The organism is Stenotrophomonas sp. FBCC-B152 (assembly GCF_059134105.1).
In genome coordinates this window covers 3813532-3830591 of the sequence record NZ_CP101442.1, presented here as the reverse complement: position 1 = coordinate 3830591, position 17060 = coordinate 3813532, and the positions used below count along the sequence as shown (strand labels likewise).

The 17060-nt window shown below is 69.1% G+C and carries 11 protein-coding genes; 6 read left to right on the top strand and 5 right to left on the bottom strand.

Annotated features, from left to right (window positions below):
- Positions 1 to 64: 64 nt before the first annotated feature.
- Positions 65 to 331 carry a YcgL domain-containing protein gene (locus NMB40_RS17470; RefSeq protein ID WP_494359246.1) on the top strand — a complete coding sequence of 89 codons (267 nt, stop codon included), beginning with the start codon at positions 65 to 67 and terminating at the stop codon, positions 329 to 331.
- Complete coding sequence (locus NMB40_RS17465) at positions 324 to 3665, top strand: ankyrin repeat domain-containing protein (RefSeq protein ID WP_494359245.1); 3342 nt, start codon at positions 324 to 326, stop codon at positions 3663 to 3665. Before NMB40_RS17470 ends, NMB40_RS17465 begins: the two co-directional genes overlap by 8 nt.
- On the opposite strand, the gene NMB40_RS17460 is transcribed toward NMB40_RS17465, so the two are convergent.
- Positions 3662 to 5464 (bottom strand): monovalent cation:proton antiporter-2 (CPA2) family protein, encoded by a 1803-nt coding sequence (locus NMB40_RS17460; RefSeq protein ID WP_494359244.1) that lies wholly within the window; start codon positions 5462 to 5464, stop codon positions 3662 to 3664. The genes NMB40_RS17465 and NMB40_RS17460 overlap by 4 nt on opposite strands.
- Positions 5465 to 5760: 296 nt before the next feature.
- Between NMB40_RS17460 and mgtE the strand changes: the two genes are divergently transcribed.
- Entirely contained in the window at positions 5761 to 7131 is a 1371-nt protein-coding gene (mgtE, locus tag NMB40_RS17455; RefSeq protein WP_494359243.1) for a magnesium transporter, read from the top strand.
- A gap of 128 nt (positions 7132 to 7259) precedes the next feature.
- The gene (locus tag NMB40_RS17450) at positions 7260 to 9989 is read left to right on the top strand and encodes a bifunctional acetate--CoA ligase family protein/GNAT family N-acetyltransferase (protein WP_494359242.1); all 2730 of its coding nucleotides are present in this window, start codon (positions 7260 to 7262) and stop codon (positions 9987 to 9989) included.
- 257 nt (positions 9990 to 10246) lie between these two features.
- Here NMB40_RS17450 and NMB40_RS17445 read toward each other — a convergent pair whose 3' ends face one another.
- Positions 10247 to 10732, bottom strand: a complete 486-nt coding sequence (locus NMB40_RS17445) for a hypothetical protein (RefSeq protein WP_494359241.1) — start codon at positions 10730 to 10732, stop codon at positions 10247 to 10249.
- Between the two features lie 179 nt (positions 10733 to 10911).
- Here NMB40_RS17445 and NMB40_RS17440 point away from each other — a divergent pair, with 179 nt between their 5' ends.
- Entirely contained in the window at positions 10912 to 11610 is a 699-nt protein-coding gene (locus NMB40_RS17440) for an alpha/beta fold hydrolase (protein ID WP_494359240.1), read from the top strand.
- A gap of 12 nt (positions 11611 to 11622) precedes the next feature.
- On the opposite strand, the gene dkgB is transcribed toward NMB40_RS17440, so the two are convergent.
- A complete protein-coding gene (dkgB, locus tag NMB40_RS17435) occupies positions 11623 to 12426 on the bottom strand; it encodes a 2,5-didehydrogluconate reductase DkgB (protein WP_494359239.1) in 804 nt (267 codons plus the stop codon).
- A gap of 68 nt (positions 12427 to 12494) precedes the next feature.
- On the bottom strand, positions 12495 to 13709 hold the full coding sequence (locus NMB40_RS17430) for an MFS transporter (protein ID WP_448143844.1): 1215 nt from the start codon (positions 13707 to 13709) through the stop codon (positions 12495 to 12497).
- Between the two features lie 106 nt (positions 13710 to 13815).
- Here NMB40_RS17430 and NMB40_RS17425 point away from each other — a divergent pair, with 106 nt between their 5' ends.
- Positions 13816 to 14718 (top strand): LysR substrate-binding domain-containing protein, encoded by a 903-nt coding sequence (locus tag NMB40_RS17425; RefSeq protein WP_494359238.1) that lies wholly within the window; start codon positions 13816 to 13818, stop codon positions 14716 to 14718.
- Between the two features lie 29 nt (positions 14719 to 14747).
- On the opposite strand, the gene NMB40_RS17420 is transcribed toward NMB40_RS17425, so the two are convergent.
- A complete protein-coding gene (locus NMB40_RS17420) occupies positions 14748 to 16871 on the bottom strand; it encodes a methyl-accepting chemotaxis protein (RefSeq protein ID WP_494359237.1) in 2124 nt (707 codons plus the stop codon).
- Positions 16872 to 17060: the final 189 nt, after the last annotated feature.

Sequence of the window (17060 nt, the reverse complement as noted above, 5' to 3'; positions counted from 1 at the left end):
TTCGTAGTTGCCTGCTTTACTCCACAATCGGCGTATCTATTCCCAGGGCCAAGCCCCGCGGGCAATGCAAGCCTACGTCTACAAAAGCCAACGCAAGCAGGACACTTACGTCTACCTCGCCGCCCGCGACGCCTTCGATGCCATCCCTGATGCGCTGAAGGTCACGCTGGCGCCGTTCGCATTCGTGCTGGAAGTCGCCCTGACCCCCGACCGTCGCCTCGCCCTGGCCGACGCCGATCAAGTGCGCGCCAACCTCAAAGAGCGCGGCTTCCACCTGCAGATGCCACCGCCGCCGGTCGCGCCCGTGAAGGTGCCGCGCCGCGATGACTGATATTCCGCGCACCCGCGCTGCCGCCATCGCCTTCGCCACGGGCGGCCTGCTGTCGCTGGCCGCGGTGCTGGGCGGGGTGCCGGCTGCGCTGGGTGCCGCACTGGCGCAGCCGGCGTTCGCGCTGGGGGTGTCGTGGTGGCGGCGCAGCCGCGCCGTGCCGGCGCTGCCCCAGCTGGGCCGCCAGGACCTGCCCGCGCTGCTCGCGCTGTGGTCGGTCGGCCCGGCATTGCTGGCCCTGCTGGTGGCCTGGCCGCTGGCCGCGCTGCACGACAGCGGCAGCCTGGCCGCCGTGCTTGGCCTGAGCGTGGCGGTGAGTGCCGCGCTGCTCGGCGTCTGGCGCACGTGGCCACTGTGGAATGAAATCGAACGCAGCGACGGCAGCCTGGCGCGCCACTGGCGCACCCTGGCCGGCCGCGATCTCAGCGCCTGGCGCGGGCTGGTCGTGGCCGCGCTGGTGGTGGCCATCTGCGCGCTGGTGGTGGTGCCGGCGTGGCCGGGGCTGGTGCCCGACGGCATGCGCTGGACCTTCGCGCTGGCGGTGCTGATCGGTTCGCCGCTGGCCCACCTGGCCCTGCAGCGCATCGCGCCGGCCGACCCGCTGGGCAGCCGCAGCGTGATCGACCTGGGCAGCGATCCGTTCGCCGCCGCCGCGCAGCACGACGACCCGACCCAACCGCTGGAACCACTGGCCCAGCACGAACGCCTGCCGGCGCTGTACGAAGCCGCGCGCAGCGGCCGGGTCGACCGCGCCCTGCAGCTGCTGGCCGCCGGGGCGGACCCGCAGGGCCTGCCCGACCCGACCTGGCGCGACCAGCGCAGCCTGGTGGTGCTGGCCGCCGTGCTGCCCGACCTGCGCCTGCTGCGCGAGCTGATCGCGCGTGGCGTGGGCGTCAACACCCCGCACAAGGGCATGACCCCGCTGCTGGCCGCCACCCGCGACAGCTGGCACGGCCGCCCGGAAGCGGTGATGACCCTGCTGGCCAACGGCGCCGATTCGCGCGCGGTCGACAGCGACGGCAACACCCCGCTGCACCACGCCGCACGCAGCTCCGACCCCGGCGTGGCCGCGCTGCTGCGCGATGCCGCGGCTGAAGTGGATGCACTGAACAATGACGGCTGGTCGCCGCTGGCGGTGGCCTGCCAGGTCGGCAACTGGCGGCTGGCGCGGTTCCTGCTCGAGCGCGGTGCGCGTACCGAACCGGCCGAAGGCACGCCGGTGCTGCTGGCCGCGGCCGGCACTGAGGAAGACGATCCGGCCGGCGTGCAGTTGCTGCTCAAGCACAAGGCACGCGCCGATGCGCGCGACCGCCAGCGCCGCAGCGCCCTGCATGAAGCGGCCTTGGCCGGCCACGTCGACATCATCGATGTGCTGCTGGCCGCCGGCGCCAACCTCGAATCGCGCGATGCGCTGTCGCGCACGCCGTGGCTGGAAGCCGCGCGCGGTGGCCGTGCCGGCGTGGTTGAACACCTGCTGCCGCACAAGCCCGACCTGCATGCGGTCGACGTGGAAGGTCGCAATGCAGTGCTGCTGGCCTGCATGGCCGACAACGTCTCGCCGTTGCTGGTCCGCCGCCTGCTGGACCTGGGCATTGCCGCCGACGTGCCGGATCCGCAGGGCCGCCGCGCGGTGGATATCGCGGCCGCCGCCGGGCGCTGGGCGATCGTCTCGCTGCTGGACCGCAGCTATCCGCTGCCCACCGCGGTGAGCGATGGCCTGGCCAGCGCCGGCGATGACGACAGCGGCCAGGGCAGCCCGGCACTGCCGGACCGCCCGCCGCTGGACCTGCTGCGCGAAGCGCTGGGCTTCGGCAACGTGGATGGCATGGCCTCGCTGGCCCGCCTGTGCAGCCCGGACGAACTGGGCGGCCTGCTGCACGACGGCGAACTGGCGCTGGACCCGCACGCGGTGGAGTGGCTGCTGGCGCATGGCGCCGCGCCGGAAGTCCTGGATGCCTGCGGCGATACCCCGATGTTCGCGCTGCTGGCGCGTGGCATCGATGCGGTGCCCGCGCTGCAGGTGCTGCTGCGCCGGGGCGTATCGCCGACCGGTGCCGGTGGCCTGGCGCGCCTGCTCAGCGCCTGCGCGCAGCACGACCAGGCCGCGCGCGGGCTGGAACAGCTTGCACTGGAGCTGCTGGAGCGCGGTGCCGATCCCTTCGCGCCATCGCCGGCCGGCGATCCGCCGTTGTCGCTGGCCGTGCGCCTGGGCTGGCTGCGCCTGCAGCAGGCCCTGCTCACCCTCGGCGTCGACCGCGAAGCGCGCGACAGCCACGGCATGACCGCGCTGCACTTGGCCACCGCGCTGGCCCGCGAAGGCTCGCTGAAGCTGCTGGTGCAGCAGGGCGCCTCGCCTGAAGCTCGCGCTGCCGATGGCCAGACCCCGCTGGGCGTGGCGCTGTCGATCGGCCGCCGCGACCTGGCCGACTGGCTGGATTGGCGCGTGTGGCAGCTGCCGCGCCGCGCGCTGCGTGCCGCCGATCTTCCCGCGGCCGCGATGGCCGGCGATGCCGACGCGGTGCGCCGCCTGAACGACCTGGGCTTCGCCGTGGACGTGGTGGATGCGCAGGGCTGCACCGCGCTGCTGCGTGCCGCCGGTGGCGGCCACCTCGCCGTAGTCGACCTGCTGCTGGCGCGTGGCGCCAACCCGCAGCACGCCGCTGCCAGTGGTGCAACGCCGTTGTCGGCAGCGGTGAGCATGCGCCAGATCGACATCGTGTCGGCGCTGCTGGATGCCGGTGCGGAGCTGGAATACAAGCTGCCCGGTGGCGTGACCGTGCTGATGCTGGCCTCGGCACTGGGCCTGCCGGACATCGCCGCGCGCCTGCTCACCGCCGGTGCCGATGTCCACGCCAGTGATGCGCAGCAGCTGGGGCCGCTGCATTGCGCGGCCCTGTACGGCTTCGGTGCGCGCGATCGTTCGCGCCTGCTGGCCCTGCTGGATACCTTGCTGCTGGCCGGAGCCGAGCCGGACCAGGCCGCGGCCGGGTCGGTCACCCCGCTGCTGTTGCTGCTGGGCGCGCGCGCCGAGCCGGGCACGGCGTGCGACGAGCAGATCGTGCTGGCCGCCGTGGAGCGCCTGCTGGATGAAGACGTATCACTGGAGGCGCGCGATCCGCGTGGCTTCGGTCCGCTGCATCTGGCGGCATTGCACGGCTTGCCGCTGCTGGTGCAGCGCCTGCTGCGTGCGGGCGCGGACCCGGACGTGCGCGATGCGCTCAACCGCAGCCCGCGCGAGATCGCGGTGATGCGCGGTTTCATCGACGTGGCCGGCGAGTTCGAACCGCGCGTGCCGGGCGTTTCTTCGATGGCCCGGTTCCTGCGCGATAACGGTTAATCGCGGCGTTCGCCCTCTTCTTTTCCGTCGCGACTCGCATCGGCCTCGAACAGGTGCATCAGGTCTGCACGTGCATCGCGTGAGGTCTGGATCACTGCGGCTTCGTCGTCGTAGACCAGGTACTGGTCGCGCAGCAGTTTCTCGTCATGTTCGCGGAAGCGCTCCACATGGGCGCGCGCGGTCTCGGTCGGGATGCCGAGCGCGGTCAGCACCCGCTCGCTCATATCCAGGCTGGTGCCGAACACCTCGCGGAACGGCTCGGCCGACATGTCCATCAAGCGCCACGCATGCTGGCGGTTGCGCGCCCGGGCCAGCACCACCGCATTCGGGTACATGCGCCGGATCAACCGCGTGGCACGCATGTTCGCCTCCGGGTCGTCCAGCGTGATCACGAACACGCGCACGTTCTCGCCGCCCGCCGCGCGCAGCATCTCGGGGCGGGTCGGGTCGCCGTAGTACAGCTTGTTGCCGAAGCGGCGCAGGTCCGACACGGTGTCCGGGTTCGCCTCCAGCGCCACGAACGGAATCTTCTGCGCGGTCAGCAGGCGCGCCACCACCTGGCCGAAACGGCCCATGCCGGCAATCATCACGGTGATCCCGTCGCCGCCGTTGTCCACCTTGTCGGCCGGCGGCTTGTCACCGGCCGGCGCATGTTCGCTGCCGAGCAGGCGCAGCAACGCGATCATCAGCAGCGGCGTGAGCCCCATCGACAGGCCCACGATCGCCACCAGCCGGTCGTGGTTGGCGTCACCCAGCAGATGCACGCGCTGCGCCTCGTTGAACACCACGAACGCGAACTCGCCGCCGAGCCACAGCACGCTGCCCAGCATCAGCGCATGCCGCGTACTCAGCCGTGCCACCTTGCCGATCCCGAACAGCAGCCCGAACTTGACCACCAGCAGCGCCGTCACGCCAATGGCGATCAGCGCCGGTTCGGCCACCACGCGGTCCAGGTCGATGCCCATGCCCACCGCGATGAAGAACAGCCCCAGCAGCAGGCCCTTGAACGGTTCGATCTGCGATTCCAGCTCGTGCCGGAACTCCGAATCCGACAGCAGCACCCCGGCCAGGAACGCGCCCAGGCTCGGGCTGAGCCCCGCCTCCTGCATGAACCAGGCCGTGCCCAGCACCACCAGCAGCGCCATGGCCGTGAACACTTCCGGGCTGCGCGTGCGCGCGATGATGTTGAACAGCCGGCGTAGCACCGGCCGCCCGCACAGGATCACCACCGCCAGCGCGCCCAGCGCCACGGCCACATCGTTCCAGCTCAGGGTTTCGTTCTTGGCCCCGCCCAGCAGCGGAATGGCGGCCAGCAGCGGAATGGCGATCAGGTCCTGGAACAGCAGGATGGCAAAGCCCAGCCGGCCGTAATCGCTGTTGATGCCCTTGTGTTCGGACAGCAGCTGCAGGCCCACCGCGGTGGACGACAGCGCCAGCGCGATACCCACGATCAGCGCGGCCTTCCACTGGAAGTGGTCCAGCATCAGCAGGCTGCCCAGCACCAGCGCGCTCAGCGCCACCTGCGCCGCACCCGCGCCGAACACCGAACGCCGCATTACTTTCAGGCGCGTCGGCGACAGTTCCAGGCCGATCACGAACAGCAGCATCACCACGCCGATCTCGGCCGCGCCCAGGATCCGGTCCGCGTCCTGTACGAAACCCAGCCCATCCGGGCCCAGCACCACGCCGGCGGCCAGGTAGCCCAGCACCGCGCCCAGCCCGAGCTTCTTGAACACCGGCACCGCGATCACCGCGGCCAGCAGCAGCACCAGGGCCAGTTCCAGGGCACCGCTATGCATGGGGAATCCCGTGTGTCGAAGCATCGGCCCGTCGCCGGCGGCTCATTATGCGGCCGCGCGCGTCAATGACCTTCAACCGCGCCCGAACGCCGGCGGGGCAGGGGTTGACCCCGCCTGCCCGCGGGTCCAGACTCCGCCGGCGCCGTTCGGTGGCGCAAACACCCATCCGGAGTCCTCAACCCATGTCCAGCGACAGTAGAAGTCGACCTTGCTCGACGCCAGCGATGGCCACCGCCTGACACGGGACGGTTCGCCAGCGTTGGCGTCGCGCGAACGCGATCCACAAGGCGAACCCCATGAACCAGAAAGACCTCCTGCGCCCGGTGGCGGATGCCGCCGCCCTGAGCGCACCCCTGCAGGACTTCAACACCGCCGACGCGGTGGAATACCTCAACACCCTGGAGCTGTCGCGCGCCGCCGACACCCTGGCCGCGTTGCCGTTGCCGCGCGCGGTGAAAATGCTCGAGCAGCCCGAGCTCACCCGCAGCGGCGACCTGGTCGCCACCCTGCCGGTGGCCAAGGCCGCCGCGCTGCTGGGCCTGATGGCCGACGACCGTGCCACCGACATCGTCCATGAGCTGGACGAGGACGAACGCGCACGCCTGATCCCGCTGCTCAGCGCCGATTCGCGCCAGGCCATCCAGCAGCTGCTCAGCTACCCGGCGCACACCGCCGGCGCGCTGATGACCACCGAATTCGTCAGCGTGCCCGCCGACTGGACCGTGGGCCGCACCCTGCAGCACATCCGCGAAGTCGAGCGCACCCGCGAGACCGTGTACGCCATCTACGTGCTCGACCCGGCCACCCAGGCCCTGCAGCAGGTGGTCACCATGCGCCGGCTGATCACCGGCCTGCCGGACGAGCCGATCCTGGAGGTGGCCCAGGTCAACCCCCCGGTCACCGTCGATGCCATGCTCGACCAGGAAGAAGTGGCGCAGCTGATCCGCCGCCACGACCTGCTCGCCATTCCCGTGGTCGATGCCCGCCAGCAGGTGCTGGGCATCGTCACCGTGGATGACATCCTGGATGCGCTGATCGAAGAATCCACCGAAGACGCGCACAAGTTCGGCGGCATGGAAGCGCTGGAAAAGCCGTACATGCAGATCGGCTTCTTCGAGATGCTGCGCAAGCGTGCCGGCTGGTTGAGCGTGCTGTTCCTCGGCGAAATGCTCACCGCCAGCGCCATGCAGCATTACGAGGACGAGCTGGCCCGTGCCGTGGTGCTCACGCTGTTCATCCCGCTGATCATGAGCTCGGGCGGCAACTCCGGTTCGCAGGCCACCTCGCTGCTGATCCGCAGCCTGGCGCTGCGCGAACTGCGCCTGCGCGACTGGTGGAAGGTCGCCCTGCGCGAAGTGCCCACCGGCATCACCCTGGGCGCCATCCTCGGCGTGCTGGCGATGATCCGCATCGTGTCCTGGCAGCTGCTCGGCCTGCACGACTACGGCGAGCACTGGCAGCTGCTGGCGCTCACCATCGGCGCGGCGCTGGTTGGCATCGTCACGTTCGGCTCGCTGTCCGGCTCGATGCTGCCCTTCATCCTCAAGCGCCTGGGCTTCGACCCGGCCAGTGCCTCGGCGCCGTTCGTGGCCACCCTGGTCGACGTCACCGGCCTGGTGATCTACTTCAGCATCGCCGCAATGATCCTGGGCGGCACGCTGCTGTAAATGGCCCTGTCGCCACGCCGCATGCGGCGTGGCGTTGCGGCCGTAACCGATCGCTTGCGCCAGATCATCCCAACGCGACCGCCAGCCGTGTACCGTGTCAGCACGTGTCCCGGTGACTGTTCGACCCCATGAGCACCTACCACCTGCAATCCGTATTCCGCCCGCAGTCGGTGGCCGTCGTCGGCGGCAGCCCGCGTGAGCGTTCCGCCGGCCGCGCGGTCATGCGCAACCTGCGCGCCACCGGCTTTCCCGGCAAGGTCGCCTGGATCAACCCGCGTTACGGCGAAATCGACGGCATCAGTACGGTCAAACGGCTGAAGGACCTCGACTGGGTGCCCGAACTCATCGTCATCACCGCCCCGGCCAGCATCGTGCCGCAGGTGGTGGCCACCGCCGCCGAACGGGGCGTGGCCGCGGCCATCATCCTCACCGCCAACCTCGGCCAGGGCCCGGGCTCGCTGGCCGAGCAGGTCGAAGCCGCCGCACGGCCCAAGGGCCTGCGCATCCTCGGCCCGCATTGCCTGGGCGTGATCGCCCCGCACGCGCGGCTCAACGCCAGCATCGCCGCGCACTTCCCGCAGGCCGGCGACCTCGCGCTGATCTCCGAATCCAGCGCCATTGCCGCTGCCCTGGTCGAATGGGGCGTAGCGCGCTCGGTCGGGTTCTCCGCCGTGGTCTCGCTGGGTGATGCGCTGGATGTCGACTTCGGCGACCTGCTGGACTACTTCGCCACCGATTACCGCACCCGCGCCATCCTGCTCTACGTCGAACACATCCGCGACGCGCGCAAGTTCATGTCCGCCGCGCGTGCCGCCGCGCGCGCCAAGCCGGTGGTGGTGGTCAAATCCGGCCGCCACATCCGCATCGATCCCGACGGCGACACCCACGTGCAGGCGCTGGCCAGCTCCGACGCGGTGTACGGCGCCGCGTTCAACCGCGCCGGCCTGCTGCGGGTGAGCGCGCTGGACGAGCTGTTCACCGCCGCCGAGACGCTCGGCCGCCTCGGTACGTTCCCGGGGCGCCGGCTGGCCATCCTCAGCAACGGCGGCGGGGTAGGGCGGCTGGCCGTGGACCAGCTGCTGGCCCTGCGCGGCAGTCTGGCCGAACTCTCGCCCGGTACCATCGCTGAGCTGGATGCCGTGTTGCCCGAAGGCTGGTCGCGCAGCAACCCGGTCGACATCGTGGTCGACGCAGACGGTGACCGCTATGCGGCTGCCATCGACGCGCTGATGTCCGACACCGGCAACGACGCGGTGCTGGTGGTCAACGTCCCGACTGCGTTTACCTCATCGGCAGACGCCGCACAGGCGCTGACCCGCACGCTCGGCCTGCGCCCGCGCCACCACCGCGACAAGCCGGTGTTCGCGGTGTGGCTGGGCAACGACGACCGTGCCACCGCCACCCTCAACGCCGCGCGGGTGCCGACCTACCCGACCGAGGCCGAGGCCGTGCGCGGGTTCCAGCACCTGGTGCGCTACCGCGATGCGCAGGCGGCGCTGATGGAAACCCCGCCCAGCCTGCCGCAGGATTTCGTGGTGGATACCGCCGCCGCGCGCGCCATCGTGGAGGCCGCGCTGGCTGCCGGCCAGCAGTGGCTGGATCCCATCGCCACCCACCAACTGCTCTCGGCCTACGGCATTCCCTCCGCGCCGGTGATGCAGGCGCGCGACCCGCATGAAGCCATGGACCTGGCCCAGCCGCTGCTGGAGCAGGGCGCCACGGTGGCGGTAAAGGTGTTCTCGGCCGACATCCCGCACAAGTCCGATGTCGATGGCGTGCGCCTCAACCTGGGCAGCCTGCAGGCGGTACAGGCCGCCGCCAGCTCCATCCTCGCCCGTGCCCATGAGATGCGGCCGAACGCGCGCATCGACGGCGTGCTGGTACAGCCCACCATCGTGCGGCCCAAGGCACGCGAGCTGATCGCCGGCATCGCCGATGACCCGACCTTTGGCCCGGTGGTGGTGTTCGGCCGCGGGGGCACCGCCGTGGAAGTGATCGATGACAAGGCGCTGGCGCTGCCGCCGCTGGACCTGCGCCTGGCCCACGAGCTGATCGGCCGCACCCGCGTCTCGCGCATCCTCAAGGCCTACCGCGACGTGCCCGCCGCCGACGAGCGCGCCGTGGCGCTGATCCTGGTCAAGCTGGCGCAGCTGGCGGCCGACATTCCCGAAGTGCGCACGCTGGACATCAACCCATTGCTGGCCGACCGCGAGGGCGTGATGGCGCTGGACGCGCGCGTGGCCATCGCGCCGTCGCGCAAGCTGCACAAGGGCCGTGGCCATCCGCGTTTCGCGGTGTTCCCGTACCCCAAGGAGTGGGAACGCACCATCATCCTCTCTGACGGTGCGCCAGCGTTCGTGCGCCCGGTGCGGCCGGAAGACGATGCCTTGTTCCGCGCCTTCTTCGCGCGCGTCACCGATGACGACCTGCGCCTGCGCTTCTTCCAGTCGGTGAAGCATTTCAGCCACGAGTTCATCGCGCGCCTGACCCAGCTCGACTACGCCCGTTCCATCGCGCTGGTGGCGATCGACCCGCGCAGCGGCGACATGCTCGGCGCCGTGCGCCTGCATGCGGATGCGGATTACGATCGCGGCGAGTACGGCATCCTGATCCGCTCCGACCTCAAGGGCCACGGCATCGGCTGGCGCCTGATGACGATCATGATCGAGTACGCCCAGTGGCTGGGCCTGAACATCGTCGAAGGCCAGGTGTTGCGCGAAAACAGCACCATGCTGGCGATGTGCCAGAGCCTGGGCTTCAAGACCAAGCTCGATCCCGACGACCCCACGGTGATGGTGGTCACCCTGCCGGTACAGGACGCCAAGGTCGCGTTGCCGCCCGAAGGCGTCACCCACTGACAACCGGAACCGCGCCAACGCATCCGAATGGGTTGGCGCGGTAGGGTCGGTTCCCGAACGACTGCCGATGGATGTGATCGGCACGGTGACGCATGACCTGCACCGAAGAGACGCCTTCGTTGAAGGTCATGCGTTACCGAACGTTGCGCGCATATCGGCAGTCGTTTGGGAGCCGACCCTACGACGGCCCATCCCCGTGCGTACCTATCACCGCCGGCATCGCGGCATCGCGCAGATTGCACGGTGCCGCGCGCCGCTCACTGTGCTGGTGGCTCTGTCGCCTGGTTGAGGAAGAACGCCGAATGCTCGCGCGGGACGGGTCCCAAACGGTTGTCAGGGAAGGCGGCGTTGGTCAGCATCGTCTGATAGGCGAGTGAGCCATAGGTGAATTTCGTGTCATCCGGTGCCGGCAACGCAGCCATCAACGCCCGACCGCGCTCCAGCACGTCTGGGTACTGGCGGATGAACGCTTCCAGGGTAACGCTCCCAATTGTGCAGCGATTGGTGATGTAGCGCAGCTGATCCCCCAGCGCTGCCATCCGCTTTTCCCCTGTATCCAGCTTCGCGTCCTGTACCGCCGGTTTCAGCGCAGGGGTGATCACCTCGTAATAGGCCAGTTCCCGCTGCACGATGGTTTCCAGCGGCAGCGCGGCAACTTTCGCCGGCGCGGTGGGCGCACTCGGGGTGCTGGTGGACGTCGCGGTGGGCGTGGCAGCGGCGGTGATACCGGGAATGGAATCCATGCAGGGCTCACTGGAAAGGGGAAGGGCCCGAGCCTAACCAGCCGGGTGCACCGGACTGGTACTGAGTCACGCTACTGCCCCAAGTGTCTGTTTCATGGGGCGCCCCTGCTTTTCGGCCCTGCAACACACCGGGCCACACACGACATCCCGTGGCCCCCCGGATCATCGACAATAGCCCCATGACTGATCGTGTACCGCTGTTGCTGCTGCCCGGCCTGCTCAACGACGCCGAGCTCTGGCGCGGGCAGATCGCCGCGCTGTCCGATATTGCCGACTGCAGCGTCGGCGACCAGACCCGTGGCGAAACGATGCAGGCCGTGGTCGACGACGTACTGGCCAACGCGCCGGAACGCTTCGCCCTGGCCGGCTTCTCACTGGGCGGCTTCGTCGCGCAGCAGATCCTGCGCGTGGCCCCGGAGCGGGTACTGCGGCTGGCGCTGATCGACACCTCGATCCACGCCGATTCGCCCGAGCGCGCCGCCCAGCGCCAGTCGCAGCGTTCCAGCGTGCGCCTGCCTGGCACGTTCCATGGCTTCGGCGACAAGCTGATGCGCAGCTACATCGATGCCTCGCGGCTGGACGACTACGTGCTGGTCCAGCGCGTGCGCGACATGACCGCGCGGCTGGGGGCCGACGTATTCCTGCGCCAGAGCGCGTTGGATCGCGTTGACGGCCACGACGTGCTGGCCGGCTACCGCGACCCGCTGCTGATCCTGTGCGGCGCCAACGACCGCATCACCCCGCTGGCGATCAGCGAGGAGATGCATGCCCTGGTCCCCGGCTCAACCCTGGTCGTGCTGCCCGATTGCGGCCACCTCGCCCCCATGGAAAAGCCGGAAGAGGTCAGCGCCGCGATGCGCGACTGGCTGTTGGCCTGACCCGCGTCGCAATCAATCCCACGCCGGTGCGATGCCTTCCGGGTTCGCCAGGCGCTGACCACGATCCAGCGTGGCGATCTGGGCCATGTCCTCATCGCTCAACCGCAGGTCCGCCGCCAACAGGTTGCTGGCCAGGTTCTCGCGACGGGTCGACGACGGAATCACCGCGAGCCCCTGCTGCAGTGCCCAGGCCAGCGCCACCTGCGCCGAGGTGGCATCGTGGCGTTGGGCAATGGCCTGGATCACCGGGTCCTTCAACACCTCGCCATAGGCCAGGCTCATGTAGGCCGTCACATGGATGCCCTGCTCGCGCAGGAACGCGATCAACGCCCGGTTCTGCAGGTACGGATGCACCTCGATCTGGTTGGTCGCGATCGCATCGGCACCGAGGATCGCAATCGCCTTGCGGGTGAGGTCGATGGTGAAATTGGAAATGCCGATCTGCCGGGTCAGGCCCTCGGCCTTGGCCTGCGCCAGCGCGCCCAGGTATTCGGCCATCGGCACCGCATCATTCGGGGACGGCCAGTGGATCAGGGTCAGGTCCACATGGTCGGTGCGCAGCTTGCGCAGGCTCTCGCGCAGGCTCTCCAGCAGCGCATCGTGCTGGAAGCTGGCAATCCAGACCTTGGTGGTGAGGAACAGGTCCTCACGCGCCACGCCCGACTCGGCGATGGCCTGCCCGACCTCGGCCTCGTTGCCGTAGATCTGCGCCGTATCGATGGCGCGGTAGCCCACGTCCAATGCGTTGCGGACCGAATCAATGACGGTCTGGTCCTTCAGGCGGAACGTGCCGAGGCCAAATGCGGGAATGCTCATGAAAAACTCCTTCAGTGGGGGAAGTGCAGGCTACGCCGTGCACCGTTAAACGAATCAAATGAGAAGGCTCAATGGGCGGCGGCAACCACGCCCTCGGCGCGGTCCTCGATCCCGTCGCGCCGGTCCAGCCGCCCGCTCAGCACGGTCAGCCCCAGCGCACCCAGCACCACCAGCGCACCCAGCCACGGCGTGTGCATCAGGCCGAGGTGATCCACCACCAGCCCGCCCAGCGAAGCACCCATTGCGATGCCCACGTTGAACGCGGCGATGTTCAGGCCAGAGGCCACGTCCGCCGCCTGCGGCGCGAACCGCTGCGCCTGCTTCACCACGTACACCTGCAGCCCCGGTACGTTGCCGAACGCCACCGCGCCCAGCGCCAGCACCGTCAGCAGCACCAGCCAGGTGTTGTGCGCGGTGAAGGTCAGCGCGAACAGCACCAGCGCCAGCAGCCCGAAGATCAGCTTCAACGCCGGGATCGGGCCACGGCGGTCGGCCAGGCGGCCACCCCACAGGTTGCCGATCGCCACCGACACGCCATACACCAGCAGCACGCCGCTCACCGCATTCGGCGAGAAACCGGTGACGTCCTGCAGGATCGACGCGAGATAGGTAAAGGACAGGAACGTACCGCCATAGCCCAGCGCGGTGATCGCATACACCAGCAGCAGGCGCGGTTGCGCCAGCACCGAGAGCTGCTGGCCGAACGTGGCCGGCTCGCTGCGCTGCAGGTTGCGCGGCACGAACAGCAGGCTGCCGATCAGCGCGATCACGCCCAGCGCCGCTACGGCCAGGAAGGTGGCGCGCCAGCCCAGGTGCTGGCCGATGAACGTACCCAGCGGCACCCCGGTGACCAGTGCCACGGTCAGCCCGGTGAACATGATCGCGATCGCGCTGGCCGCCTTTTCCTTCGGCACCACCGACGTGGCAATGATCGAGCCGATCGAGAAGAACACGCCGTGAGCCAGCCCGGTCAACACCCGTGCCACGATCAGCGAGCCGTAGCTGGGCGCCATCCAGGCAATCACATTGCCCAGCGTGAACAGCACCATCAGCGCCACCAGCAGGGTCTTGCGCGGTACGCGGCCGGTCAGGGCGGTCAGCACCGGCGCGCCGACCGCCACGCCCAGCGCGTACAGCGAGACCAGCAGGCCCGCGGAGGGCAGGGACACGCCGAGATCGGCGGCAATGGTCGGGATCAGCCCGACGATGACGAATTCAGTGGTGCCGATGGCGTACGCACCCAGCGTAAGCGCCAACAGGGCCAAGGGGATGCCACGGGACATGAGGGTTACCGGTGGAAGAAGAAGGTGCGCAGTCTGCGCGCCGGACTCTTGCTGAAAAACCGGTCTTCACGCCAATGACTCTTGCTTCATGGTCAATAATGGGCCCATGAAGACCACCCTCGATGAAATGCAGGCGTTCATCGCCGTGATCGACAGCGGTTCGATCACCGCCGCCGCCGAAGAACTGGGCCAGACCACCTCCGGGGTCAGCCGGGCCCTGGGCCGGCTGGAGGAAAAGCTGGGCACCACGCTGCTGACCCGCACCACCCGGCGGCTGCAGCTCACCGAGGAGGGCGACGCCTTCCTGGCCCAGGCCCGTGCCATCGTGGCCTCGGTGGAGGCGGCCGAAGAGCAGATGACCGCGCGCCGCCAGCGCCCGGCCGGCCGCCTGCGCGTGGATGCGGCCACCCCGTTCGTGCTGCATGTGATCGCCCCGCTGGTGGCCGGCTTCCGCATGCGCTACCCGGACGTGCAGCTGGAGCTCAACAGCAGCGAGCGCTACATCGACCTGCTCGAGCGCCGGACCGACGTGGCCATCCGCATTGGCCCGCTGGCCGATTCCACCCTGCATGCGCGCCCGCTCGCGCACAGCCGCCTGCGGGTGCTGGCCAGCCCGGCCTACCTGGCCGAACACGGCACCCCGAAAACAGTGGAGGACCTCGACGGCCACGCGCTGCTGGGCTTCAACGAGCCCGACTCGCTCAACCACTGGCCGCTGCCCGGGCGCACCGACGCGCTGCTGCACATCCGCCCGGCGGTGGCGGTGTCCAGCGGCGAAACCCTGCGCCGTCTGGCGCTGGAAGGGGCGGGCGTGGTCTGCCTGTCCGACTTCATGACCCATCGCGACCGCGATGCGGGCACGCTGGTGCAGGTGCTGCCGGCGCTGACCGTGGAAGTGCGCCAGCCGATCCACGCCGTGTACTACCGCAACACCGCCGTGTCGGCGCGCATCAGCAGCTTCCTCGATTACCTCGCCGAATCCATGACGGGACAGGCCTTCCTCCGGTAGGTATCGACCGTTGGTCGATACGCCTTTGCCTACGCCGCGCGCGACAACGCCGGCGCCACCGGCGCCAGCACGAACACATCCACCGCATCGTTCAGCGCAATGGCCTGCTCTTCCATGCTGCGCGCGGCGGCGGAGGCTTCCTCCACCAACGCCGCGTTCTGCTGGGTGGCCTCATCCATGTGCACCACGGTCTGGCTGACCTGCTCGATGCCGGCGGTCTGCTCCTGCGAGGCCGCCGAGATCTCGGCCATGATGTCGGTGACCCGCTGCACGCCACTGACGATCTCGCCCATGGTCTGCCCGGCCTGGTGCACCAGCCGCGAACCGCTGGCTACATCCTCGACCGAGGCTTCAATCAGCGTCTTGATTTCCTTGGCCGCACCCGCCGAGCGCTGCGCCAGCGTGCGCACCTCGCTGGCGACCACGGCGAAGCCACGGCCCTGCTCGCCGGCACGGGCCGCTTCCACCGCCGCGTTGAGCGCCAGGATGTTGGTCTGGAACGCAATGCCATCGATCACCGAGATGATTTCGGCAATGCGCTTTGAACTGGTTTCGATTGCGCTCATCGTGGTCACCACTTGGCCGACCACCTCGCCGCCCTGTGCGGCCACGCTGGCCGCGCCGATCGCCAGCTGGTTGGCCTGGCGTGCGTGTTCGGCATTCTGGCGCACGGTGGAGGTCAGCTCCTCCATCGACGCAGCGGTCTCCTCCAGGTTGGCGGCTTGCTGCTCGGTGCGCTGGGAAAGATCGTTGTTGCCGGCCGCGATCTCGCTGGCGGCGGTCTGGATCGCCTGCGCCGCGCGCTTGATGTCGCCCACGATGCCGGTGAGCTGGCCGCTGGTCAGTGCCACATCGTCGCGCATGCGGGCGAACACACCGTGGAACTGGCCGTGCATGCGCGCGCTCAGATCGCCGCGCGCAATGGCCTGCAGCACGCCGGACACCTGGCCCAGGTCGCGCTCGGTGGTTTCCATCAGCTGGTTCAGGCCGCCCATTATGTCGCGGAAGTCGTACTGGTAACGCGCCGCATCGCCGCGCTGGCTGAAGTCGCCGGCTGCAGCGGCCGTGGCCAGTCGCTTGATCTCGGCGTTGATCGAACCCAGGTTGTGCTTGACCGCATCCAGCGCCTCGGTGATCAACGCCTTTTCGCCCGGCAGGCGCGGCATGTCGGGCGACAGGTCGCCCACCGCGTAACGGCCCATCACCTCGATCGCGCGCAGCTGCACCTGTACGTGTGCATCCACCAGCGCGTTGCTGTCGTTGACCATCTGCCCGTAGCCGCCCGGGAACGCGCTGGCATCCATGCGGTAGCTGATCTCGCCCGCATCATGGCGCTGTGCCATGCCGGCCTGCGCGGCCAGCACCTCCTTCAGCGTGCCGGTCACCGCGATCATCGCCTGGCCGAGGCGGCCGATCTCATCGCGACTGCGCACCTGCACGATGTGGTCCAGCTCACCGCGTGCCACCGCGCGCGCGGCTGCTTCCACGGCCACCACCGGCGCGATCACCGAACGACGCAGCCACACCGCCAGTACCACCATCAGCACCACCGCTGCCAGCGCGGTAAGCGCTGCACAGACGACCAGCATGCGCCGCGCCTGTTCCGAGCGCGCCTGCACCGCGCGTTCGGCCACCGCTGCGGTCTGCTTGCCCAGCGCATCCAGCGTGGTACCCAGTGCGCGGTCCTTGCCGCGCACCAGCGCGTCGCCCTCCAGCGGGCTGTAGCCGCTGGCCGCGAACGCTTCGAGCGCACCGTGGTACTCCTTTTCCAGTACCGCATGCTGGGCCAGGAACGCCTGCGCCAGCCGCACCGTTTCGGCATCTCCGCCCGCGGCCAGTCCCTTGGCGAGGTCGCGGGTCTTGCCGCCCTGTGCATCAAAGGCTGCCAGGTGCTTGGTCCGCAGTGCCTCGTCGCTGCCACGCAGCAGCACGTTCTTCCACTCCTGCACCTGCATGCGGAACTCGCGCTGCAGGCCTTCGGCCTGGGCGTTGCGGGCCACTTCGGGCGGGATGGTGGTGGAAAGATTCAGCCAGGCCGACCCCAACCCGGCCAGGGCGCACAGCACCACCACGGCCAGGCCAAGCGACAGGGCGCCAAGCAGCTTGAACTGCAGGCTGAGGGCGCGCGCGGGCGCAACGGAGGAGATGGGCATCGCGGATCACTGAAAAAGGGAAGGGCGATGGCGGTATCGGAATGGGGCGCGAGCTTCTGAAGTGCGACCTGAAGCACATTTTCTGTCTCATTCATGCATATGAAACTTTTATTACCGTTTCAATGCAGGCACCGGTAGAACAGAGAGACAGCTTGCCCGCTTGGATTTGATATGTAACTATTCGTGTTA